General features: G+C 61.9%; 24 protein-coding genes and 4 tRNA genes. 10 read left to right on the top strand and 18 right to left on the bottom strand.

Features of this window, described 5'->3' with window-relative positions; translation table 11 throughout:
* Positions 1–102: 102 nt before the first annotated feature.
* From nusG to ECTHA_RS0108535, 7 genes are all read right to left on the bottom strand, one after another.
* The gene (gene nusG / locus ECTHA_RS0108565) at positions 103–636 is read right to left on the bottom strand and encodes a transcription termination/antitermination protein NusG (protein WP_025282237.1); all 534 of its coding nucleotides are present in this window, start codon (positions 634–636) and stop codon (positions 103–105) included.
* A 17-nt stretch (positions 637–653) separates the two neighbouring features.
* Positions 654–1,025, bottom strand: coding sequence for a preprotein translocase subunit SecE (gene secE / locus ECTHA_RS0108560; protein WP_025282238.1), 372 nt, complete (start codon positions 1,023–1,025; stop codon positions 654–656).
* A 42-nt stretch (positions 1,026–1,067) separates the two neighbouring features.
* Positions 1,068–1,143 (bottom strand) — tRNA-Trp (locus tag ECTHA_RS0108555).
* A 122-nt stretch (positions 1,144–1,265) separates the two neighbouring features.
* Positions 1,266–2,456 (bottom strand): elongation factor Tu, encoded by a 1,191-nt coding sequence (tuf, locus tag ECTHA_RS0108550; protein WP_026623654.1) that lies wholly within the window; start codon positions 2,454–2,456, stop codon positions 1,266–1,268.
* Between the two features lie 65 nt (positions 2,457–2,521).
* Positions 2,522–2,597, bottom strand: a tRNA-Thr gene (locus ECTHA_RS0108545).
* A 46-nt stretch (positions 2,598–2,643) separates the two neighbouring features.
* A tRNA-Gly gene (locus ECTHA_RS0108540) sits at positions 2,644–2,717 on the bottom strand.
* Between the two features lie 192 nt (positions 2,718–2,909).
* Positions 2,910–2,994: transfer RNA gene (locus ECTHA_RS0108535), tRNA-Tyr, on the bottom strand.
* A gap of 143 nt (positions 2,995–3,137) precedes the next feature.
* On the opposite strand from ECTHA_RS0108535, the gene ECTHA_RS0108530 reads away from it, so the two are divergent.
* The 3 genes from ECTHA_RS0108530 to ECTHA_RS0108520 all read left to right on the top strand — a co-directional run bounded on the left by ECTHA_RS0108530 (position 3,138) and on the right by ECTHA_RS0108520 (position 5,789).
* A complete protein-coding gene (locus tag ECTHA_RS0108530) occupies positions 3,138–4,469 on the top strand; it encodes a UDP-glucose dehydrogenase family protein (RefSeq protein WP_025282239.1) in 1,332 nt (443 codons plus the stop codon).
* Between the two features lie 5 nt (positions 4,470–4,474).
* Positions 4,475–5,461, top strand: coding sequence for a UDP-glucose 4-epimerase GalE (gene galE, locus ECTHA_RS0108525; protein ID WP_025282240.1), 987 nt, complete (start codon positions 4,475–4,477; stop codon positions 5,459–5,461).
* A gap of 127 nt (positions 5,462–5,588) precedes the next feature.
* Positions 5,589–5,789, top strand: coding sequence for a hypothetical protein (locus ECTHA_RS0108520; RefSeq protein ID WP_025282241.1), 201 nt, complete (start codon positions 5,589–5,591; stop codon positions 5,787–5,789).
* Between the two features lie 84 nt (positions 5,790–5,873).
* On the opposite strand, the gene ECTHA_RS0108515 is transcribed toward ECTHA_RS0108520, so the two are convergent.
* The 3 genes from ECTHA_RS0108515 to ECTHA_RS19495 all read right to left on the bottom strand — a co-directional run bounded on the left by ECTHA_RS0108515 (position 5,874) and on the right by ECTHA_RS19495 (position 7,385).
* Entirely contained in the window at positions 5,874–6,656 is a 783-nt protein-coding gene (locus ECTHA_RS0108515) for a S1C family serine protease (protein ID WP_026623653.1), read from the bottom strand.
* 86 nt (positions 6,657–6,742) lie between these two features.
* Complete coding sequence (locus ECTHA_RS0108510; RefSeq protein WP_025282242.1) at positions 6,743–7,150, bottom strand: DUF2442 domain-containing protein; 408 nt, start codon at positions 7,148–7,150, stop codon at positions 6,743–6,745.
* Complete coding sequence (locus tag ECTHA_RS19495) at positions 7,137–7,385, bottom strand: DUF4160 domain-containing protein (RefSeq protein WP_084306883.1); 249 nt, start codon at positions 7,383–7,385, stop codon at positions 7,137–7,139. The genes ECTHA_RS0108510 and ECTHA_RS19495 overlap by 14 nt, the downstream gene beginning before the upstream one ends.
* 83 nt (positions 7,386–7,468) lie before the next feature.
* Here ECTHA_RS19495 and ECTHA_RS0108500 point away from each other — a divergent pair, with 83 nt between their 5' ends.
* Complete coding sequence (locus ECTHA_RS0108500; protein ID WP_025282244.1) at positions 7,469–9,055, top strand: acyl-CoA ligase (AMP-forming), exosortase A system-associated; 1,587 nt, start codon at positions 7,469–7,471, stop codon at positions 9,053–9,055.
* A gap of 99 nt (positions 9,056–9,154) precedes the next feature.
* On the opposite strand, the gene ECTHA_RS17755 is transcribed toward ECTHA_RS0108500, so the two are convergent.
* Both ECTHA_RS17755 and ECTHA_RS0108490 read right to left on the bottom strand, forming a co-directional pair.
* Entirely contained in the window at positions 9,155–9,763 is a 609-nt protein-coding gene (locus ECTHA_RS17755; RefSeq protein ID WP_158407583.1) for an RES family NAD+ phosphorylase, read from the bottom strand.
* Positions 9,764–9,829: 66 nt separating this feature from the next.
* On the bottom strand, positions 9,830–10,492 hold the full coding sequence (locus tag ECTHA_RS0108490) for a hypothetical protein (RefSeq protein ID WP_128571964.1): 663 nt from the start codon (positions 10,490–10,492) through the stop codon (positions 9,830–9,832).
* Between the two features lie 116 nt (positions 10,493–10,608).
* On the opposite strand from ECTHA_RS0108490, the gene ECTHA_RS20555 reads away from it, so the two are divergent.
* From ECTHA_RS20555 to ECTHA_RS0108470, 3 genes are all read left to right on the top strand, one after another.
* Positions 10,609–10,731 carry a hypothetical protein gene (locus tag ECTHA_RS20555; RefSeq protein WP_275259724.1) on the top strand — a complete coding sequence of 41 codons (123 nt, stop codon included), beginning with the start codon at positions 10,609–10,611 and terminating at the stop codon, positions 10,729–10,731.
* A gap of 59 nt (positions 10,732–10,790) precedes the next feature.
* Positions 10,791–12,035: a pyridoxal-dependent decarboxylase, exosortase A system-associated gene (locus tag ECTHA_RS0108480; protein ID WP_025282877.1), complete on the top strand. Its 1,245-nt coding sequence runs from the start codon at positions 10,791–10,793 to the stop codon at positions 12,033–12,035.
* 78 nt (positions 12,036–12,113) lie between these two features.
* The gene (locus ECTHA_RS0108470) at positions 12,114–12,434 is read left to right on the top strand and encodes a nucleotidyltransferase family protein (protein WP_025282876.1); all 321 of its coding nucleotides are present in this window, start codon (positions 12,114–12,116) and stop codon (positions 12,432–12,434) included.
* Position 12,435: 1 nt separating this feature from the next.
* Here ECTHA_RS0108470 and ECTHA_RS0108465 read toward each other — a convergent pair whose 3' ends face one another.
* The 3 genes from ECTHA_RS0108465 to ECTHA_RS0108460 are packed head-to-tail and all read right to left on the bottom strand — an operon-like array spanning position 12,436 to position 14,573.
* A complete protein-coding gene (locus ECTHA_RS0108465) occupies positions 12,436–13,992 on the bottom strand; it encodes an ATP-binding protein (RefSeq protein ID WP_025282875.1) in 1,557 nt (518 codons plus the stop codon).
* Positions 13,993–14,035: 43 nt separating this feature from the next.
* Entirely contained in the window at positions 14,036–14,320 is a 285-nt protein-coding gene (locus ECTHA_RS19490; RefSeq protein ID WP_084306879.1) for a Txe/YoeB family addiction module toxin, read from the bottom strand.
* Positions 14,301–14,573 carry a type II toxin-antitoxin system Phd/YefM family antitoxin gene (locus tag ECTHA_RS0108460; RefSeq protein WP_025282874.1) on the bottom strand — a complete coding sequence of 91 codons (273 nt, stop codon included), beginning with the start codon at positions 14,571–14,573 and terminating at the stop codon, positions 14,301–14,303. Before ECTHA_RS0108460 ends, ECTHA_RS19490 begins: the two co-directional genes overlap by 20 nt.
* Positions 14,574–14,833: 260 nt before the next feature.
* Here ECTHA_RS0108460 and ECTHA_RS0108455 point away from each other — a divergent pair, with 260 nt between their 5' ends.
* Positions 14,834–15,058 carry an antitoxin MazE family protein gene (locus tag ECTHA_RS0108455; RefSeq protein ID WP_025282580.1) on the top strand — a complete coding sequence of 75 codons (225 nt, stop codon included), beginning with the start codon at positions 14,834–14,836 and terminating at the stop codon, positions 15,056–15,058.
* Positions 15,059–15,072: 14 nt separating this feature from the next.
* Positions 15,073–15,381: a type II toxin-antitoxin system PemK/MazF family toxin gene (locus ECTHA_RS0108450; RefSeq protein ID WP_425305685.1), complete on the top strand. Its 309-nt coding sequence runs from the start codon at positions 15,073–15,075 to the stop codon at positions 15,379–15,381.
* Between the two features lie 240 nt (positions 15,382–15,621).
* Here ECTHA_RS0108450 and ECTHA_RS0108445 read toward each other — a convergent pair whose 3' ends face one another.
* Complete coding sequence (locus ECTHA_RS0108445; protein WP_025282582.1) at positions 15,622–17,187, bottom strand: ATP-binding protein; 1,566 nt, start codon at positions 17,185–17,187, stop codon at positions 15,622–15,624.
* 126 nt (positions 17,188–17,313) lie between these two features.
* A complete protein-coding gene (locus tag ECTHA_RS0108440; protein WP_025282583.1) occupies positions 17,314–17,541 on the bottom strand; it encodes a ribbon-helix-helix protein, CopG family in 228 nt (75 codons plus the stop codon).
* Positions 17,542–17,887: 346 nt separating this feature from the next.
* On the opposite strand from ECTHA_RS0108440, the gene ECTHA_RS17750 reads away from it, so the two are divergent.
* Entirely contained in the window at positions 17,888–19,258 is a 1,371-nt protein-coding gene (locus ECTHA_RS17750) for a HipA domain-containing protein (protein ID WP_025282585.1), read from the top strand.
* A gap of 20 nt (positions 19,259–19,278) precedes the next feature.
* Here the strand turns inward: ECTHA_RS17750 and ECTHA_RS0108425 are convergent, their stop codons facing one another.
* Positions 19,279–20,841, bottom strand: a complete 1,563-nt coding sequence (locus ECTHA_RS0108425; protein ID WP_025282586.1) for an ATP-binding protein — start codon at positions 20,839–20,841, stop codon at positions 19,279–19,281.
* Positions 20,842–20,876: the final 35 nt, after the last annotated feature.

The raw sequence follows: 20,876 nt of genomic DNA, 5'->3' as shown, positions 1-20,876 counted from the left end.
TCCCCTGGGGAAAAGCGGCAAATCCCGGGTCACGCCCGGGATTTGCCGCCATTCAAGGATTTGATCGCCGGCACGCCTGCCAGCATCCCGATCATTGCCTGATCAGGTCTTCTCCACCTGATGGAACTCAAGCTCCACCGGCGTGGAGCGACCGAAGATCTGCACAGCCACCAGCAGACGACTCTTGTCGTAGTTGACCTCTTCCACCACGCCATTGAAGTCGTTGAACGGACCATCGGTCACACGCACCACCTCGCCGGCCTCGAACAACACCTTCGGGCGCGGCTTGTCGACCCCCTCCTGCATGCGCTGGAGAATGGTTTCGGCCTCTTTTTCGGTGATGGGGGAAGGCTTGTCCTGACTGGCACCGATGAAACCAAGGACCTTGGGCACACTCTTGACCAAGTGCCAGCTGTCCTCGTCCATCTCCATCTGCACCAGCACATAGCCGGGGAAGAACTTGCGCTCGCTCTTGCGCTTTTGCCCATCGCGCATCTCCACCACTTCTTCAGTGGGCACGAGGATCTCGCCGAACTTGTCTTCCATGCCCATCCGGTTGACCCGCTCCCGCAGGGAGCGCTTCACCTGGTTCTCAAAACCGGAGTACGCATGTACGACATACCAACGCAGGGCCATCTTGACTTCCTAATCGCTCAACGGATGAATTCACGGATCGACCAGCCGAGCAGCATGTCGATCAGCCACAGGAAGATCGCAACCAGGATGGTGATCGCAATAACAACCAGGGCGGTCTGGAGGGTCTCGGTCCGCGAGGGCCAGACCATCTTGCGCACTTCCGTGCGGGCATCCGTCAGGAAGGCGGCCAGAGTACGACCCTTGGCCGTCGTAAAAATGATACCCACCGAAACGGCGGCGAAGGCCAGCAGGCCCAACACGCGCAGCAGGGTGGACTGATCCGCAAACCAGTAAAAGCCGGTGACGCCCGCCACCAGCAGCCCGACGGCCGCCAGCAGTTTGACGGTGTCGAAGCCGGCACCTTCTACTTCTTCCGCTTTACCTGCCATGGGATAAAGTGACCCGATTGCAACCTGAAGGGTTGCTAGAAATGGCAGGCCAGGAGGGACTTGAACCCCCAACCTGCGGTTTTGGAGACCGCTGCTCTGCCAATTGAGCTACTGGCCTGTAACAAACAGGTACGAGAGGGAGGATACAGGGACTGAGGAGCAAACGCCAGAGGCGCAGCCCCTCAATTCTTCAAATCACCCGCAGGTACCACCTACAGCACGACATGAGTCGTGAACTACTTACTCGATGATCTTGGCAACCACGCCGGCGCCGACGGTACGGCCACCTTCGCGAATTGCAAAACGCAGACCGTCTTCCATAGCGATCGGCGCAATCAGCGACACCGTCATCTTGACGTTGTCACCCGGCATCACCATCTCGACACCTTCAGGCAGATCACAGGAACCGGTCACGTCAGTGGTCCGGAAATAGAACTGCGGACGATAGCCATTGAAGAACGGCGTGTGACGACCACCCTCATCCTTGGACAGCACGTACACCTCAGCTTCAAACTTGGTGTGCGGCGTAATCGAACCGGGCTTGCACAGCACCTGACCACGCTCGACCTCGTCACGCTTGGTACCACGCAGCAGAACACCCACGTTGTCACCCGCCTGACCCTGATCCAGCAGCTTGCGGAACATCTCAACGCCGGTCACGGTGGTCTTCTTGGTGTCGTGGATACCCACGATCGCCACTTCGTCGCCCACCTTGCAGATGCCGCGCTCGATACGGCCCGTCACCACGGTGCCACGACCGGAAATGGAGAACACGTCTTCCACAGGCATCAGGAACGCACCATCCACGGCACGCTCGGGCTCAGGAATGTAGGTGTCCAGGGCCTCGATCAGCTTGTCGATGGCCGGCACGCCAATCTCGGAAGTATCACCTTCCAGCGCCTTCAGCGCGGAACCGGTGATGATCGGGGTGTCGTCACCAGGGAACTCGTAGCTGGACAGCAGATCGCGGACTTCCATCTCCACCAGTTCCAGCAGCTCCGGATCGTCAACCATGTCGGCCTTGTTCATGAACACCACAATGCACGGCACGCCCACCTGGCGGGCCAGCAGGATGTGCTCACGGGTCTGGGGCATCGGGCCATCAGCCGCAGACACCACCAGGATGGCGCCGTCCATCTGCGCCGCACCCGTGATCATGTTCTTCACATAGTCCGCGTGACCGGGGCAGTCCACGTGGGCGTAGTGACGCACGTCGGACTCGTATTCCACGTGCGCCGTCGCAATGGTGATACCACGGGCCCGCTCTTCCGGGGCATTATCAATCTGGTCGTAAGCACGGGACTCACCACCAAACTTCTTGGCCTGGCACACCGTCAGTGCTGCCGTCAGCGTGGTCTTGCCATGGTCAACGTGACCAATCGTCCCCACATTCACGTGCGGCTTTTTACGCTCGAACTTTTCCTTCGACATGGTCTAGCACCCCGGCTGATGTTCTACTTAACAGGGCCTTGAGAGCCCAGCACTGTACTGAAAGATGGAGCCCATGACCGGACTTGAACCGGTGACCTCTTCCTTACCAAGGAAGTGCTCTACCGCCTGAGCTACATGGGCAAAAACACAAAGGCGCGCCAAGCGCTGCCGAAACTTCTACTCGAACTGGAGCGGGTGATGGGAATCGAACCCACATCATCAGCTTGGAAGGCTGAGGTTCTACCGTTGAACTACACCCGCAAAAACCGCCGCCCCGGATGCGCTACCCTGAGCCATCCGAACCTGGCCGCTCAGCCCCCGGCCAACCAGCCGATGCGATGGGGCCCGGGAAGCCAACCCTGCAAGCATAACGCTCAAAACCCAAAACCGCCATATTGCAACGCCGCCGATGAAAGCCCTTGCTGTGGGCCGTGATCGACGCCGTACTGAATCTGGTGGAGGGGGAAGGATTCGAACCTTCGAAGGCTGAGCCAGCAGATTTACAGTCTGCCCCCTTTGACCGCTCGGGAACCCCTCCAGATGCGAAGGCCGGTATTATTCTTATCCAGCCCCCGCCTGTCAACCACCTTTTGCGCTTAATGATCATGACACGGGCTTTTGCTACGATCCCGGACTGACAACCATCCACCATCTCGGAACGAACCAGAGGATTTCACACCAATGAAGGTCACCATCTACGGATCCGGCTACGTGGGCCTGGTTACGGGCGCCTGCCTGGCGGAAGTGGGCAACCAGGTCCTGTGCGTGGACATCGATCAGGACAAGATCGCCCGCCTCAACCGGGGCGAGATCCCCATCTACGAGCCGGGCCTGGAGGACATGGTGGCCGATAACGTGCAGTCAGGCCGCCTGGCATTCACCACCGACGCCGCCGAGGGCGTGCGTCACGGCCTGTTCCAGTTCATCGCCGTGGGCACCCCCCCGGACGAGGACGGCTCCGCGGACCTGAGTCATGTGCTGGCGGTGGCCCGCACCGTGGCCGAGCATATGGATGAATACCGTACCGTGGTGACCAAATCCACCGTCCCCGTCGGCACCTCCGACAAGGTGCACGAGGCCATGGCCACCACCCTGCAGGGTCGCAACGCGCAGATCGACTTCGACGTGGTTTCCAATCCGGAATTCCTCAAGGAAGGCGCCGCGGTGGATGACTTCATGAAGCCCGACCGCATCATCGTCGGCACCGACAACCCACGCACCGGCGAGCTGATGCGTGCGCTCTACGGCCCCTTCAACCGCAATCATGACCGGGTCATGGTCATGGACATCCGCTCCGCAGAGCTGACCAAGTACGCCGCTAACGCCATGCTGGCCACCAAGATCAGCTTCATGAACGAGCTGGCCAACCTGGCCGAGGCCCTGGACGCCGACATCGAGCACGTGCGCCAGGGGATCGGCTCCGACCCACGCATTGGCTACCACTTCATCTACCCCGGCTGCGGCTATGGTGGCTCGTGCTTCCCCAAGGACGTGAAGGCCCTGGAGCGCACTGCCCGCCAGGTGGGTTTCAAGGCCCAACTGCTCACCGCCGTGGAGGACGTGAACGAACGCCAGAAAGAGCGCCTGTTCCAGAAGATTCACACCCACTTCAACGGCGACCTCAAGGGTCGCACCATCGCCCTGTGGGGCCTGGCCTTCAAGCCCAACACCGACGACATGCGCGAGGCCTCCAGCCGCATGCTCATGGAGGCCCTGTGGGCCGCCGGCGCCCGGGTGCGCGCCCACGACCCGGTGGCCATGGAAGAATGCACCCGCATCTATGGCCAGCGCGACGACCTGGTGCTGTGCGATCACCACGAGCAAACCCTGGAAGGCGCCGACGCCCTGGCCATCGTCACCGAATGGAATGTCTTCCGCAGCCCGGATTTCGAGTTGATCCGCAAGCAGCTCAAGGAACCGGCCATCTTCGACGGCCGCAACCTGTACGAGCCCAAGCACATGGAAGACATGGGTTTTGCTTACTATGCCATCGGGCGCGGGAGAAAGGGCTGAACCACATGGAAAAAAAAGGCATCCTCGTCACCGGCGGCGCCGGCTACATCGGCGCCCACGTGGCCCTCATGCTTGCCGAGGCCGGTGAGCGCGTCGTTGTCCTGGACAACCTCTCCACCGGCTTTGCCGAGTCCGTCATCCAGTCCGACCTCATCATCGGCGACATGGCCGACACCCCCCTGGTGTCCAGCCTGCTGCGCGAACACGACATCGACACGGTGATGCACTTTGCCGCCCACACCATCGTGCCGGAATCCGTGGCCGACCCACTCAAGTACTACCGCAACAACACCTGCGGCACCCGCAACCTTCTGCAATGCTGCCAGGAGGCCGGCATCAAGCACTTCGTCTTCTCCTCCACCGCCGCCGTCTACGGCATCCCCACCGACGGCGTCGCCCGGGAAGACACCCCCAACGCCCCCATCAACCCCTACGGCACCTCGAAACTCATGAGCGAATGGATGCTCAGGGACCTGTCCACCGCCAGCCCGATGCGTCATGTAGCGCTGCGCTACTTCAACGTGGCCGGCTCCGACCCGGAAGGGCGCATCGGCCAGTCCACGGAAAAGGCCACCCTGCTCATCAAGGTGGCCTGCGAGGCGGCGGTGGGCAAGCGTTCTCATATCTCCGTGTTCGGCACCGACTATCCCACCCCCGATGGCACCGGCGTGCGCGACTACATCCACGTGACGGATCTGGCCGCCGCCCATCTCAAGGCCCTGGATTACCTGCGCGGCGGCGGCGCCTCCGACACCTTCAACGTGGGCTACGGCCACGGCCTGAGCGTGCGCCAGGTGCTGGATACGGTGCAACGGCTCAACGGCAAGCCCCTGGACATCCGCGAAGAGCCCCGCCGCGCCGGCGACCCCCCAAGCCTGGTGGCCGCCGCCGAGCGCATCCGCGCGGTGCTGGGCTGGGAACCGCAGCACGATGACCTGGAATTCATCGTGCGCACCTCACTGGAATGGGAGCGCAAACTGGCCGACCGATAATCCCATGCCCCGGTGCCTGACCTGAGTCAGCTTTTCCCCATTCCCCGCTTGCGAGGGCGGGCCTGCCTCACGAAAAGCCCCTACCATAGCCACGACACCAACAACCAATAACGGGGATCACCACACCATGGATACACTTCTCAACATCCTGGGCACCCTCATCGGGCTGGCCGGCCTCATCGTCTGCGCCGCCGTGGGCGGCACCTGGTTCATGGGCGAATACTATTTGATGGGTCTGGAACTCCTGGTGGTCCTCACCGGCGGCGTTGCCCTCATGGTGGCGGCCGTGCTGTTCAAGGTGCAGGTGCTGGTGATGCGGTCGTTCTGAGCCCTTCGCGGGCGGGCGCATGCCACAAGCCGGCAATGTGGTCGCGCTCCGCCCCCCTCGCTGGCAGGCCAGCGAACGGGCACGTTAAAGCCCCGCCTCCCGCAACAACTCCCGCACATAATTCCCCGGGATGGCATAACTGATCCCACTGGGCCGATCCAGCGCCCGCTCACGCCCCTCCTTCACGAACACCATATTCAGCACCCCGATCACCTCACCCGTCTGCGGCCGATACAGAGGACTGCCGCTGTTCCCGGGGTAGGCCGTGGCATCCAGCTGAAACACGGTGTAAGGATCCCGCAACCGACGGATCATGGCCGGATCCAGGTTCTGGGTGGAACGCACGGGCATGGCAATGGGCGTGATGGCCGAAACGATCCCCGTGTGGGTCGCCGGCACCAGCCCCAGCACCGCACCAATGGGAAAACCGGTCAAGGCCACGGTCTCACCCTCTCGCAACCGGTCGGAATCCCCCACCCGCAGCGCCGGCAACCCGCGCCCCTCAAAGCGCAGCAAGGTCAGATCCCGCAGGGGATCGGAGGCCACCCGCCGCGCCTGGCGCATCTCTCCCGAATCCCCCCGCCCGGGAATGAAGATGGCCAGATGCTCCCGATTTTCAGAATCCAGCATGTGCGGAATCACATGATCATTGGTGATCACATGCCGCCCATCCCCCACCACGAACCCGGTACCCAGCAACTGCGCCCGGGGCGAGCGCGTAGGCTGAAACGTCCCCACCCCCACCACCGACGGCTTGATCTTCTCGATGGTATCCGCCAGCTCTGAAGCCCCCACCGACGCCAGCGGCACCCACCAAAGCGCCCAAAACAACACCACCCCTAAACCAATCCGACTCAACGCACGCATCCCAAACCTCCCACGCCCTGACGGGCAAATGTCCGTCTGCTTAACGAAACGACCTGAAGCCTCTCCACACGCTGAGCTCCGAGTCTTCAAGCATGTTTACGGGGCCGCCCACCAAGCTTTCCGTTTTCCCTTGAAGTGCTGGCTTTGCGATCCGTGCGGGCCTTTCCCCCCTGCGCCCCTAACTGCTGAGCCATCCACCGACGGGATCCGAATACGCCTTGCAGGATGGAAGGCACGTAGACATCCGCGTCCAATCGGGGCCAATGCAGCCCCAAACCGGACGGAGTAATCTCTATCTCACTCAACGCCTCCGCCGTCGCGCCGGACAATCCCTCGGCCAAATGCGGGGGGAAAGTGATTTCGACGCCAGTTTGCAGTGAAACAATGACTCGATCGCGCTGTTCGTCGTAGCGGGCCATCACGGCATGACCGGTCTGCCGAAGCGCGGTCATCCTGCCGTTGGCCTGCTCGATGTCCTGGTCAGTCATCACCATGAATTTGCCTCCACTGGCCACACAGGGCCTCTTTGTGCTGATCCAGTACCTTGCTGATACGCCTGACCTCATGGCCGGGAAAACCATGATTTTCCCTCAGCTCTGTATAACCACCCGAGCACCCAAGCACGAACACGGCCTCTCCCTGAGAGCCGATGACGTGCACATGGGCAGGCCTGTGGTCCGCCGGATAAATCACAACTCGTAGACCATCAAAACGCAAGACGGTGGGCATACGCCAAGACTAGCATAAACCTAAGCGGATAGGATTTAAGCCACACGCTGACACACCCCCCGCCCATCGGTTATAAACACCCCATGGACAACACCTACCTCCTCCACCAGCTCCTGCAGGCCTCCGCCCACCGCACGCCCGACGCGCCGGCGGTCACCTACGGCAAACACACGCAGGACTACGCCACCGCCACACAAGCGGCACAAAGCTTCGCCCATGGGCTTCAAGCATTGGGACTGGAACGGGGCGAACGGGTGGGCATCTTCCTGGAAAAGCGGCTGGAAACGGTGAGTGCCATCTTTGGCACCAGCGCCGCCGGCGGGGTATTCGTCCCCGTCAACCCGGTGCTCAAGGCCGACCAGGTGGCCTACATCCTGCGACACTGCAACGTGCGCGTACTGGTCACCTCCCCGGCCCGCTTCAATGCCCTGAAGGAAGCCCTGGAACACTGCCACGACCTGCGCCATATCATCCTTACCGACACCCCCGCGGACGAACACACCCTCCCCGGAGCCGCCGTTCATGGCTGGGCATCGCTGACCGACGCTCCCGCAGCCCCACCACCGCGCGTCATCGACACCGACATCGCCGCCATCCTCTACACCTCCGGCAGCACCGGCGGCCCCAAGGGCGTGGTGCTCTCCCATCGCAACATGGTCATGGGCGCCAAGAGCGTGGCCCAGTACCTGGAAAACCGCGCCGACGACAGCCTGCTGGCCGCCCTGCCCCTGTCCTTCGACGCCGGGTTCTCGCAACTGACCACCGCCTTCCACAGCGGCGCCCGCGTCGTGCTGCTCAACTATCTGCTGCCCCGGGACGTGATCAAGACCCTCGCCCGGGAGAGGATCACCGGCCTCACCGCCGTGCCCCCCCTGTGGATCCAGCTCACCCAACTGGAATGGCCCGAAGGCATCGACGCGCACCTGCGCTACATCGCCAACACCGGGGGACGCATGCCCCGCGAAACCCTCAACCGCCTGCGCGAACACCTGCCGCGTACACGCCCTTATCTGATGTATGGCCTCACCGAAGCCTTCCGCGCCACCTACCTGCCCCCGGAAGAAGTGGACAACCGCCCCGATTCCATCGGCAAGGCCATCCCCAACGCCGAAGTCCTGGTGCTGCGCGAAGACGGCAGCCCCTGTGCCCCCCACGAACCCGGCGAACTGGTGCAGCGCGGCGCCCTGGTGGCCCAGGGCTACTGGAACGATCCCGACAAGACCGCCCACCACTTCAAGCCCCTGCCGACCCTGGCCCCCGGCCGCCAGTCCGGCCTTGTCCTGCCCGAGATTGCCGTCTTCTCCGGCGACACGGTCAAATACGACGAAGAAGGGTATCTCTATTTCATCGGTCGGCGCGACGAGATGATCAAGACCTCCGGCTACCGGGTGAGCCCCACCGAGGTGGAAGAAATCCTCTATGCCACCCGCCAGGTGGGCGAGTGCGTGGCCTTCGGCGTCCCCGACGACACCCTGGGCCAGAGCATCGCCGTGGTGGTCACCGCCCCGGAAGGCAGCCCGGTGGACACCCAGGCCCTACTGAGTGAATGCAAAACCCGCATGCCCGCCTACATGGTCCCGGCCAGCATCCACATCCACGAGGGCCCCCTGCCACGAAACCCCAACGGCAAACTGGACCGCAAGACCCTGGCGGGGCAGTACATCGCTTGAAACACCTGTGGAAATTCATCGAAGCGCCACACCCAGCAGACCCACCCGACTCAACGCACGCATCCCAAACCTCCCACGCCCTGACGGGCGCTTCATCCGCTACCAAAGGCCCACGCCATCATCATGAACCGTGACCCCAAAATCCCACAACCAGTCGATGATGTTCCGCCCGGTGCGCGGATCCACCCAGTCGAGCAATCTGATCCGTGAAACCTCGTGAGATGACGGGCACCCGACCCGATCGGCACTCCTCTCAAACAAGGCCACAGATCGATACTCCGGCGCCGGACGGGCGGGAAACAGCAGCCCATGCACACCAGGCAAGGCCTCGTGGAGCGCATGGGACCAGGCGCGGGGGTAATCCAGTTGATCGGTCACGAGCAACTTGCCGTCATGCCTCAATCGCTTCAAGGCCGGCCCGGCGAGATCCACAAGGCAGAGCGGCTTCCCCGTGGAAAAGGTCCAAAGGGAACGCTGCTTGAGCTCACTCAACCCAATCACCCCGCCACCCTCGTCGTGGAGCAAGGTTTCTACAATCGCAGCCTCGGGCGTCGTCCCTGCATACAGCACTCCGTACTGAGGACGCGCATCCTGAGAGGGATTCCAGCGGTGATCTCCCTCGGGATCACGCCCAAAATGAAAAGGGTCGTCAAATTCGGCGTCCTGCACGCGATAAAACAGGCTACCCGCTGGATAACAGGTCGGCACCGGAGCAGTCCAGTGACATTCCCAAGGGAAACGTAGCGGGGGACGAGACATGGCGGGTCGCCGCACTCAGATCCCGGACTGCTCCAGATACAAACGCGCCGCCCGCTTCACCTCATCCATGCGATCACCGGTTCGAACCAGATCGATGGGCCGCCGACCGTCCAGGGCTGGCTTCGGAGCCAGAAAGAACACCAACTGCCCCACGGGACTCACCACATGGCGCAACTCCCCGAGCACTTCCCGAACGCCAGGATGGACGCGAGATCTGGTGATATCGAACTGGGCCAGAGGGAACCTGCGCTCCCCACCGATTCGCGCCCAAAGGATGGTACCCCGCTCAATGCGACCTTCCAGGGCCTGACGGGAAATACCTCCCAGCAACTCACACGCCTTCGGAAGGCCGCAACTGCCCCCGGCCTCACTCATCAACCGATCCAGTTGGTGCAGCGAGCGCGTGTGACTCAGTTGAAGGCTCTCCTGCAAGGTGGGCGAACGCTGGCGACCGACGAAGGACAACTCAGCCACCTTCGCAAACACCTCCGAGTCCGTCATGCCCGGCTTCTCCAGCGCGGCGAACACCTGGCGGGCGCGTTTCTCCGGCACCGCCGAAAGGTCATCCACCAGCCGGGTCAAAAGCGAGACAGCCGTACCCTGATAAGGCTCAGGGAGACTCTCCAGCAATTCGACCGCCCGCTGCACCTGGTCCGGCATCATCTCGGTCCTGCTCATCGTTTACTTACCTGAAGGTTGCATACGTGACGAGTATAGCATCGTGCATCATAAGCAACCCACCAAACGACCCTACCACCCCTGACATTCCCCCGCCCATCGGTTATAAACACCCCATGGACAACACCTACCTCCTCCACCAGCTCCTGCAGGCCTCCGCCCGCCGCACGCCCGATGCGCCGGCGGTCACTTACGGCAAACTCGATCGCAAGAGCCTGGCGGGGGAATACAGCCCATAGCCAGAGTGCATGGATAAAGCGCTTGCCCCGTCCAAGCCATACTGAGACCATTCGGGATCATGGACACGCCCAAATCATCCAAACCCACCCACACCCCCATGACCCAGTTCCCCGCCGCCAACGGCGAACTGCTCATCGGCGGCCAGCCCCTCAGCCGCATCGCTGCCCGCGTAGGCCGAACTCCCTTCTACGCCTACGACCGCGCCCTGCTGACCCGGCGCGTGGCACACCTGCGGGAACACCTGCCGCCGACCATCAAACTGCACTACGCCATGAAGGCCAACCCCATGCCCGCCCTGGTGGGCCACATGGCCGGCCTGGTGGATGGCATCGACGTGGCTTCCGCAGGCGAACTGAAAGTGGCCCTGGACGCCGGTGCCGACCCCGCCGAGATCAGCTTCGCCGGCCCCGGCAAACAGGACAACGAACTGCGCCAGGCCGTGGCCGCCGGCATCCTGGTGAATATTGAATCCTTCCGCGAAGTGGACATCCTGGCGAAGGCCGCTCAGGAACTGGGCCTGCCCGCCCGGGTGGCCGTGCGCGTGAATCCCGACTTCGAGCTCAAGAGTTCCGGCATGAAAATGGGCGGCGGCCCCAAACAATTCGGCGTGGATGCCGAACAGGTGCCGAAACTGCTGGCCCGCATCGGCGACGCCCAGCTGGCCTTCGAGGGCTTTCACCTCTTCGCTGGCTCCCAGAACCTCAAGGCAGACTCCATCATCGAGGCCCAGCGCCAGTGCTTCGACCTGGCCCTGCGACTGGCCGAAGACGCACCCGGCCCCGTCAAGTTCCTCAACCTGGGAGGGGGATTTGGCATCCCCTACTTCCCCGGCGAACAGCCCCTGGACATCGCCCCCGTGGGCGACAACCTCAAGGCCATCGTCGAAGAGGCCGCCGTCAAACTGCCCCACACCGAGATCGTCATCGAACTGGGGCGCTATCTGGTGGGCGAAGCGGGCCTGTACGTCTGCCGCGTTCTGGACCGCAAGATCTCCCGCGGCCACCCCTTCCTGGTCACCGACGGCGGCCTGCACCAGCACCTGTCCGCCTCCGGCAACTTCGGCCAGATCATCCGCAAGAACTACCCGGTGGCCATCGGCACCCGCATGGAAGACACCCCCCGGGAGACCGCCTCCGTGGTCGGCCCCCTGTGCACCCCGCTGGACCTGCTGGCCGACCGCATGGAGCTTCCCCCCGCTCAGCCCGGCGACCTGGTGGTCATCTACCAGTCCGGCGCCTACGGCCTCACCGCCAGCCCGGAGAAATTCCTGGGGCACCCAGCGGCAGTGGAAGTGCTGGTGTGAGTGAGGAAAAGGCCCGGGAGGTTTTCCAAGGCACGCGGGCATTCATCCATGATGCACGGCACCTGCTGGAGCAACTGGATGCCCGCAACCGCTGATCCACCAGTTCATATGGCGGCCTCTCACTGGGCCATCGTCCAGGACATCCTCCAGAAACACGCCTCTGAATACCAGGTGCGCGCCTTCGGCTCCCGAGCGACCGGCAAGCCCAAACCCTACTCCGACCTGGACCTGGCCATCATGACCGATCGGCCACTCACCCTGAGCCAGCTTACCGAACTCACCGACGCCTTCGCCGACTCCGACCTCCCCTGGAAGGTGGACATCGTCGACTGGGCCAGTACCGACGAACGCTTTCGCGACATCATCCGGCGCCAAAGCGTGGTCATCCAGAGGCCCTGACTCACGCCGTCTCCACCTCAAACGCCACCACCTGACGCTGCTCCCGGGAAAACTCCACGCCAATCAGATGGATCGGCTGACCCCGCCCCCGGTACTTATCCGCATAGCCCTTATCCTTGATCTGCTGCAGCGCCCGCCCCTGGGGTACCTGTTCCACCACCTTGAACTCGAACACATACACATGGCCACCGAACTCCACGGCCATGTCCACCTTGCCCATGTGGGAAGAATCCTCCACCGAAATCCGCAGCCCCAAAGCCGCAAAGTGGCTGTAGAACACACTGGCATAATGCCCCTCATACCGGGCAATGGGATTATTCCGATACCAGTCATGGGGCAAGGAAGCAAACAGCGCCTTGAAGTGAACCTCCAGGGCATCCAGGTCATGGGCCTGCAAAATCCTGAACAGACTCAACCGCTGCCGGGGTGACTCAGCCACCCCCAGGGCCGGCAACAACGCCTGATTCAGGCTCGACTCCACCTCCCGGTTGGGATAACCCAGGGTGTAGAGCCAATACCCCGTCATGGGCTCCTCCACCGCATGCACCGTGAGATACCCCGTCTGGAACAATAGCGCCTCAGTGGCAATCCCATCCACGTCGAACCGCCCCAGCAACTCCGCCTCCGTCTGCATCGCCTCCAGCCTGGGCGTGAACACCCCGCGCTCGCTCAGCAGATCCACCAGGAAAGTGGGTGTAGCCGACTCAAACCAGTAAGGCGCGAACCGGCGCTTCTGGAACAACAGCAACAGATCAAAGGGGTTATACACCGAGGGCGTATCCGCCCCACCCCACCGGTAGCCGTTATACCAGTCCCGGATCTCCGCCCGATCCAGCCCCGGCAACTCCGCCGCAAACACCGTATCCACGTCCTCATCCGTATAACCACAGATGGCCGCGTAAGGCTCGTCCAGGGTGATGTCGTTGAGATTATTCAGCCCCGAGAACAGACTCACCTTGCTGAACTTGGACACCCCTGTGAGCAGGCAGAACCTCAGGTGGGCATCCACCGTCTTCAGCACCGAGTAGAGGTTTTTCAGGCCCTCACGGAGCTCGCGAGCCTGTTCCGGCTCCGTGATGTTGTCCAGAATCGGCTTGTCGTATTCATCGATCAGCACCACCACCCGCTCACCAGAACGGGCATGCGCCCCGCGGATCAGCGCCTCAAACTCTCCCGGGATATCCGTCTGGCGGTCCAGACTCACGCCCAGCCGCTCGCGGTTCCAATGCAGTTGATCACGGATCCGCGCATCCAGCCCTTCGCGAGTGGTCACCACCCCGCCCCCGAAATCCAGGGTGATCACCGGATAACGCACACTCCAGTCCCAGCGGGACTCCACGTACAGCCCCCGGAACAGGTCCTCCCGCCCCTCGAACAGGCAACGCAAGGTATCCAGCAGCAGGCTCTTGCCAAAACGGCGGGGACGAGAGAGGAAAAAATACCCACCCTCACTCACCAACCGAAGCAGGTGCGGTGTCTTGTCCACATAGTAATGGTCACCCCGGCGGATCTTCTCGAGCGCCTGGATACCAATGGGGAGATTGCGTTTCTGGGGCATGGGCAGCTCCGGGCGGATCATGCCAGCACCGCGTGAGGTCTGGCTATACGGGGGTGACCGGACGATCGTAGTGACCACCAATAGCGAAGATATAAATGGACTTGTCGTCGAATCGATAGATCAAACGATCTTGCTGTGATATTCGCCTGGACCATAGGCCAGAGAGGTTGTGCTTGAGTGGTTCAGGTTTTCCCAGGCCAGAGGACGGATCTTCTGTTCGCAGCATTTCCTTGAGCAATTTGCACAGGGCCTTGTGTAATCGCTTGTCGTTCTCACGCATGGCCTCATATGCTTCCCAGGTATGACCTTCAAACACCAGTGATCTCATCCATTTGCTCGCCAGTGGGTTTGTAGCCTTTACCATGGGTGTGGGTTTCGAGAGAGTCGGCAATCTGCTGCATGAGATCCTTGTTTTGGAGAACGTGAAGGGTTTCCTGTTCCCGCTCCCAGTCGTCGGCGCTGATCACCACGAAATCCTGACCCGCTCGCCGTGTCACCTTGAGCGGCTCATGCCTGCTAACCACTTGCTCTACAACGCTTTTCAGGTTTTCCCTGAATTTGTTTACGCTCATTGTGTCCATGAAGGCACCTTGATGTACGGCAATTCAGTACAAGTATAGGTCGCGATCCCTAATAAGGCCAGGCACCCGGCGGCAGTGGAAGTGCTGATGTGAGGGAAGGCCTGGAATATGTGCCTCCTGCGTGTGCACGCCGACCCATTTGCTTTACTGTCGTGAACACATGGCCGTGTCGGTTGATGGGGCACCACCAACTGTTGCATGTAACAAACCCCCATGCTACACAGGTGGCATGCAACACGTTTCGAACAGAGGCACGCCACATGGCCACCACGCACGTGAACACTCGAGTGAAGAGGCATCGTGACGCCCTGCGCAAGGCGGGGCTTCGCCCCGTGCAAATCTGGGTGCCTGACACTCGGCGACCCGACTTTGCCGAGGAGTGCCGCCGTCAATGCCTTTTGACCGCCGAAGCGGACAGGGTCGACGACAATATGCAGCGCTTTATGGATGAAGCCCTTGCAGACACGGATGGCTGGACGGATTGATGCGGGGAAGCCTCGTGACCATCACCATGCAAGGCGATTTCGGCAAACCAAGGCCCGCGCTGATCATCCAGGCCGACCAGTTCAGCGACAACGCCAGCATCACGATCCTGCCCGTCACCAGCACCCTCGTGGATGCACCACTCCTGCGCGTCACAGTGCAACCGAGCGCCGAAAACGGCTTGCAAAAGCCGTCACAAATCATGGTGGACAAGACCATGACGGTAAAACGCGACAAGGTCGGCCCCACCATTGGGCAGATCGACCCCAATTCTCTGCTGGAGATTGAACGTTGCCTGGCCGTGTTTCTGGGAATCGCCAAATAGACGGGAGAGGAAAACACCCCCTTGCGTTCACCAACCGAAGCAGGTGCGGTGTCTTGTGCACATATGTAGTGGCCACCCCGGCGGACGGAGGAGGTAACGCTGGAGATGGATTGCGTTTTCTGGGGCATCAGGCAACCCGCGGCTGAACTTCCCGCTCGATGTCCTTGGCAACTGCTTGACCACCCCAAAGGCGCCAGATCCCTCCCAACCCGGCTGGTAGTGTTTCCGGGAATCGCCCAATCAGGTTGCTGGCACCGTCTCCACCTCAAACGCCACCACCTGACGCTGCTCCCGGGAAAACTCCACGCCAATCAGATGGATCGGCTGCCCCCGCCTGCGATACTTGTCCGCATAGCCCTTATCCTTGATCTGCTGCAGCGCCCGCCCCTGGGGTACCTGTTCCACCACCTTGAACTCGAACAAGTACATATGGCCACCGAACTCCACGGCCATGTCCACTTTGCCCATGTGGGACGAATCCTCCACTGAGATCTGCAGCCCCAGCGCCGCAAAGTGGCTGTAGAACACACTGGCATAATGCCCCTCATACCGGGCAATGGGATTGTTCCGGTACCAGTCATGGGGCAAGGAGGCGAACAGCGCCTTGAAGTGAACCTCCAAGGCATCCAGGTCATGGGCCTGCAGAACCCTGAACAAACTCAACCGCTGCCGTGGCGATTCCGGCACACCCAGGGCCGGCAGCAACGCCTGGTTCAGGCTCGACTCCACCTCACGATTGGGATACCCGAGGGTGTAGAGCCAATACCCCGTCATGGGCTCCTCCACCGCATGCACCGTGAGATACCCCGTCTGGAACAACAACGCCTCGGTGGCAATCCCATCCACGTCGAACCGCCCCAGCAACTCCGCCTCCGTCTGCATCGCATCCAGCCGGGGCGTGAACACCCCGCGCTCACTCAGCAGATCCACCAGAAACGTCGGCGTAGCCGACTCAAACCAGTACGGCGCAAAACGTCGCTCCTGGAACAGCAGCAACAGATCGAACGGATTATAGACTGACGGCGTGTCCACCCCGCCCCAGCGATAGCCGTTGTACCAGGCACGGATTTCCTGCCGGTCCAGACCAGACAACTCCGGCGAGAACACGCTATCCACATCCGCCTCCGTATAACCGCAGATATCGGAATATGCCGGTGACAACGTGATGTCTCGCAGATTATTCAGCCCCGAGAACAGACTCACCTTGCTGAACTTGGACACCCCCGTAAGCAGGCAGAACCGTAGGTGGGCATCCACCGTCTTCAGCACCGAGTAGAGGTTTTTCAGCCCCTCCCGAACCACCCGAGCCCGCTCCGGCTCGGTGATATTATCCAGAATCGGCTTGTCATATTCATCGATCAGCACCACCACCCGCTCACCAGAACGGGCATGCGCCCCGCGGATCAGCGCCTCAAACTCCCCCGGGATATCCGTCTGGCGATCCAGGCTCACGCCCAGCCGCTCACGGTTCCAATGCAACTGATCACGGATCCGCGCATCCAGCGCCTCGCGCGTGGCCGCCACCCCGCCCCCGAAATCCAGGATCACCACCGGATAACGCACACTCCAGTCCCAGCGGGATTCGACATACAGCCCGCGGAACAACTCTTCGCGCCCCTCGAACAGGCAGCGAAGGGTATCCAGCAACAGGCTCTTGCCAAAACGGCGGGGACGGGAGAGAAAATAGTAACGCCCCTCCGTCACCAGCCGGTGAATGTGGGGCGTCTTGTCCACATAGTAATAGGCCCCGCTGACCATGTCGGCGAAGGTCTGGATGCCAATGGGGAGATTACGTTTCTGGGGCATGGACGGCTCCGGGGGCAAGGATCAGGGTGAGCGCTTGCCGCCCGATGATAGCACTGGCCTGAGACGTTCAGTGCGTAGACCGCTGAAGGTTGCCACCCCAGACACACCTGCAACACAAGCCTCCGTCTAACTCTTCCGCTGATCCTCGGCATCGAGCCGATCCAGGATCGCCAATGCCTCCTGGACATTCCCTGTCGCCGCCATGGCGCGGAAGTGATTCTCGGTATCCCATGCCGCCAGCGCACGAGCACTGAGCTCCTCCACCAACTTGTTGGTACTCAAACCACGGCTGCGTGCCAGCAACTTCAAACGTTCGGCCGTGTCGTCTGGTAACCGGATCGTTAAAGTCGTCATTGCCATTCCTCCAGACATTGCGCAGGTGTTACCACCCGAAGTTGATCAAAGACCAATTCTCCCCGGCCAAGATCACGCACATTGTGGGTCACGATCCCTGGGTATCGATGTCCTCGTCGTTCATCTTGGCAAGCCCTTCCCAATCAGTTTTCGATACTTTCGACATACTGCTTCACCTCCTGTTTGGTGGCTTTTCGGGCGGAGATGATACGGATTACATCATCACGCCGCTCGGAACCAACGCAAAAAATCGTTTCAAAAATCCCGACAAGCAAACATACAACCACTTGATCTAAAAGCCCTACAGGCAGAAAATACCGGTTCATCATCGTTTCACTCGCCCCCCATGCGCCTGACCAGCGACGAACTCCTCTCCCGGCTGCGCGCCCTCGGAAGCGCCTCGCGGGCCGAGCTGGCCACCGCCCTGGGCGCCAGCGCACCCACCGTCTACCGGCGACTGCGAGATGCCGAAGCCCGGGGAAAGGTCGTCTCCTTTGGGCGTGGGCCCGCCACCCGCCATGCCCTTCGCGGGCCGCTGTTCAACCGCGCCGACACCACCCTCCCTATCCATCGCATGGACCCCGATGGCCATGTCCATCCCCTTGCCGAACTGGTCGGTCTCGACCAGGGCGCCATACTGGTGCGCCCCATCCAACACAGCCCGCTGCCCAGCCTGCTCCTGGGTGAGGTCGGCACAGGCCTGTTCGGTGATCTGCCATTCTTCCTACAGGACCTGCGGCCCCAGGGTTTTCTCGGTCGCATGAATGCCCGCGCCCTCCCCGCATTTCCAGACAACCCGGAGCACTGGTCCACCGATCAGATCGGCGCATGGCTACTGGATCACGCGGTCGACACCCCCGGCGACCTCCTGCTCGGAGACGCGGCCCTCGACCGTTGGCGAGCATGGCAACCAGAACGCGCCACCATCGATGACTTCCCTGTGCTGGCCCAACGTATCCTCTCCGGGGGCGCTCCCGGCTCCTCGGTGGGAGGCGAGCAGCCCAAGTTCGCCGCCCAGGTGGCGGGGCGCCCGGTACTGGTGAAGTTCTCGCCGCCGGACGACGGCAGCGCGGTGGCCCAGCGCCTGCGCGACCTCCTGGTCTGTGAATACCTGGCCCTGACCACGCTCGCGGAACACGGACTGGCGGTCGCCGAAAGTCGGCTTCTGGAACGAGAGAGGCGTTTCTTTCTGGAGTCGGTGCGCTTCGACCGAACCGCGCAGGGCGGACGTCTACCGGCCCTCTCACTGCTCGCCGTGGATGCGGAGTTCAGCGGTATCGGCCGGGGCTGGAGCCTGGCCATCCAAGCCCTCGCCCGGCAAGGACGGGTCACCGAAGACACCCCGACGACGGTCACCCTGCTTCAGAATTTCTCCAACTGGATCGAGAACAGCGACCAGCATCTGGGCAACCTGACCCTCCAACCCCACCCCGACGGACGACTGGCATTGGCCCCAGTCTATGACATGCTGCCCATGCTCCACGCACCCCGCCCTGGCGAGGTACCACCGACACCGGTCGTCAAGCCCCCACCGGCCCACGGAGGCATCGAGCCATGGCGCCAGGGCGGCGCCATGGCCCTGGATTTCTGGCGGCGAGCTGCGGCAGATGACCGCATATCCTCGGACTTTCGTGCCGTGGCAGCGGAGAGAGCGGAGGCCGTGGAAGTCGCGTTGACCACCCCCAAGGCGCCAGCCCCCTCCCAATCCGGCTGGTAGTGTTTCCGTGAATCGCCCAATCAGGTTGCTGGCACCGTCTCCACCTCAAACCCCACCACCTGACGCTGCTCCCGGGAAAACTCCACGCCAATCAGATGGATCGGCTGCCCCCGCCCCCGGTACTTGTCCGCATAGCCCTTATCCTTGATCTGCTGCAGCGCCCGCCCCTGGGGCACCTGCTCCACCACCTTGAACTCGAACACGTACACATGGCCACCGAACTCCACGGCCATGTCCACCTTGCCCATATGGGACGAATCCTCCACCGAAATCCGCAACCCCAAGGCCGCAAAGTGGCTGTAAAACACACTGGCATAATGCCCCTCATACCGGGCAATGGGATTGTTCCGACACCAGTCATGGGGCAAGGAGGCGAACAGCGCCTTGAAGTGAACCTCCAGGGCATCCAGGTCATGGGCCTGCAAAATCCTGAACAGACTCAACCGCTGCCGTGGCGATTCCGGCACACCCAAGGCCGGCAGCAACGCCTGGTTCAGGCTCGATTCCACCTCACGATTGGGATACCCGAGGGTGTAGAGCCAATACCCCGTCATGGGCTCCTCCACCGCATGCACGGTGAGATACCCCGTCTGGAACAACAGCGCCTCGGTGGCAATCCCATCCACGTCGAACCGCCCCAGCAACTCCGCCTCCGTCTGCATCGCCTCCAGCCGCGGCGTGAACACCCCGCGCTCGCTCAACAGATCCACCAGGAAAGTGGGTGTAGCCGACTCAAACCAGTAAGGCGCGAACCGGCGCTTCTGGAACAACAGCAACAGATCAAAGGGGTTATACACCGAGGGCGTATCCGCCCCACCCCAGCGGTAGCCGTTGTACCAGTCCCGGATCTCCGCCCGATCCAGCCCCGGCAACTCCGCCGCAAACACCGTATCCACGTCCTCATCCGTATAACCACAGATGGCCGCGTAAGGCTCGTCCAGGGTGATGTCGTTGAGATTATTCAGGCCCGAGAAAAGACTCACCTTGCTGAACTTGGACACCCCTGTGAGCAGGCAGAAACGCAGATGGGGATCGGCGTCCTTGAGCACCGAATACAGATTCTTCAGCCCTTCCCGAACCGCCCGCGCCCGCTCCGGCTCGGTGATGTTATCCAGGATCGGCTTGTCATACTCATCGATCAGCACCACCGCCCGCTGGCCATGAACGGCATGGGCTTGCTGGATCAACTCCCGGAAACGGCCCGGAATGCTGGTATTCGTCAGAGCCACCTCAAGCCGCGAGGCCTCTGCCCGCAACAACTCATCAATGTGGACATCCAGCGCCTCCCGCGTGGTCAGCACCCCGTCGGCAAAGCTCAGGCGAATCACCGGATGACGCACCTGCCAGTCCCATCGCTCCCGGATGAACAACCCCTCGAACAGATCCTGACGACCCTCGAACAGGCACCTGAGGGTATCCAGCAGCAGGCTCTTGCCAAAACGGCGGGGACGGGAGAGGAAAAAAGACCCGCCTTCACTCACCAACCGAAGCAGGTGCGGTGTCTTGTCCACATAGTAGTGGCCGCCCCGGCGGAGCTTGTCGAACGCCTGGATACCAATGGGGAGATTGCGTTTCTGGGGCATGGGCGGCTCCGGGGGCAAGGATCGGGGAGAGCGCT

This window comes from Ectothiorhodospira haloalkaliphila ATCC 51935, from assembly GCF_000633935.1.
GTDB classification, from domain to species: domain Bacteria; phylum Pseudomonadota; class Gammaproteobacteria; order Ectothiorhodospirales; family Ectothiorhodospiraceae; genus Ectothiorhodospira; species Ectothiorhodospira haloalkaliphila.
The sequence above is the reverse complement of the archived record's forward strand: the minus strand, read 5'-3'. Positions and strand labels throughout refer to the sequence as shown.

Bases quoted from the DNA above. Each gene is read 5' to 3' on its own strand.
- ECTHA_RS0108465 (WP_025282875.1), bottom strand. From the start codon at position 13,992: ATGCCCCAGAAACGCAATCTCCCCATTGGTATCCAGGCGCTCGAGAAG.
- ECTHA_RS0108455 (WP_025282580.1), top strand. From the start codon at position 14,834: ATGGCCACCACGCACGTGAACACTCGAGTGAAGAGGCATCGTGACGCC.
- ECTHA_RS0108460 (WP_025282874.1), bottom strand. From the start codon at position 14,573: ATGGACACAATGAGCGTAAACAAATTCAGGGAAAACCTGAAAAGCGTT.
- ECTHA_RS0108530 (WP_025282239.1), top strand. From the start codon at position 3,138: ATGAAGGTCACCATCTACGGATCCGGCTACGTGGGCCTGGTTACGGGC.
- ECTHA_RS0108500 (WP_025282244.1), top strand. From the start codon at position 7,469: ATGGACAACACCTACCTCCTCCACCAGCTCCTGCAGGCCTCCGCCCAC.
- ECTHA_RS0108445 (WP_025282582.1), bottom strand. From the start codon at position 17,187: ATGCCCCAGAAACGTAATCTCCCCATTGGCATCCAGACCTTCGCCGAC.
- ECTHA_RS19495 (WP_084306883.1), bottom strand. From the start codon at position 7,385: ATGCCCACCGTCTTGCGTTTTGATGGTCTACGAGTTGTGATTTATCCG.
- nusG (WP_025282237.1), bottom strand. From the start codon at position 636: ATGGCCCTGCGTTGGTATGTCGTACATGCGTACTCCGGTTTTGAGAAC.
- ECTHA_RS0108520 (WP_025282241.1), top strand. From the start codon at position 5,589: ATGGATACACTTCTCAACATCCTGGGCACCCTCATCGGGCTGGCCGGC.
- ECTHA_RS0108425 (WP_025282586.1), bottom strand. From the start codon at position 20,841: ATGCCCCAGAAACGCAATCTCCCCATTGGTATCCAGGCGTTCGACAAG.
- ECTHA_RS17750 (WP_025282585.1), top strand. From the start codon at position 17,888: ATGCGCCTGACCAGCGACGAACTCCTCTCCCGGCTGCGCGCCCTCGGA.
- tuf (WP_026623654.1), bottom strand. From the start codon at position 2,456: ATGTCGAAGGAAAAGTTCGAGCGTAAAAAGCCGCACGTGAATGTGGGG.
- ECTHA_RS0108510 (WP_025282242.1), bottom strand. From the start codon at position 7,150: ATGGTGATGACTGACCAGGACATCGAGCAGGCCAACGGCAGGATGACC.
- ECTHA_RS0108470 (WP_025282876.1), top strand. From the start codon at position 12,114: ATGCCCGCAACCGCTGATCCACCAGTTCATATGGCGGCCTCTCACTGG.
- ECTHA_RS0108480 (WP_025282877.1), top strand. From the start codon at position 10,791: ATGGACACGCCCAAATCATCCAAACCCACCCACACCCCCATGACCCAG.
- ECTHA_RS19490 (WP_084306879.1), bottom strand. From the start codon at position 14,320: ATGAGATCACTGGTGTTTGAAGGTCATACCTGGGAAGCATATGAGGCC.
- secE (WP_025282238.1), bottom strand. From the start codon at position 1,025: ATGGCAGGTAAAGCGGAAGAAGTAGAAGGTGCCGGCTTCGACACCGTC.
- galE (WP_025282240.1), top strand. From the start codon at position 4,475: ATGGAAAAAAAAGGCATCCTCGTCACCGGCGGCGCCGGCTACATCGGC.
- ECTHA_RS0108515 (WP_026623653.1), bottom strand. From the start codon at position 6,656: ATGCGTGCGTTGAGTCGGATTGGTTTAGGGGTGGTGTTGTTTTGGGCG.
- ECTHA_RS0108490 (WP_128571964.1), bottom strand. From the start codon at position 10,492: ATGAGCAGGACCGAGATGATGCCGGACCAGGTGCAGCGGGCGGTCGAA.
- ECTHA_RS20555 (WP_275259724.1), top strand. From the start codon at position 10,609: ATGGACAACACCTACCTCCTCCACCAGCTCCTGCAGGCCTCCGCCCGC.
- ECTHA_RS0108440 (WP_025282583.1), bottom strand. From the start codon at position 17,541: ATGACGACTTTAACGATCCGGTTACCAGACGACACGGCCGAACGTTTG.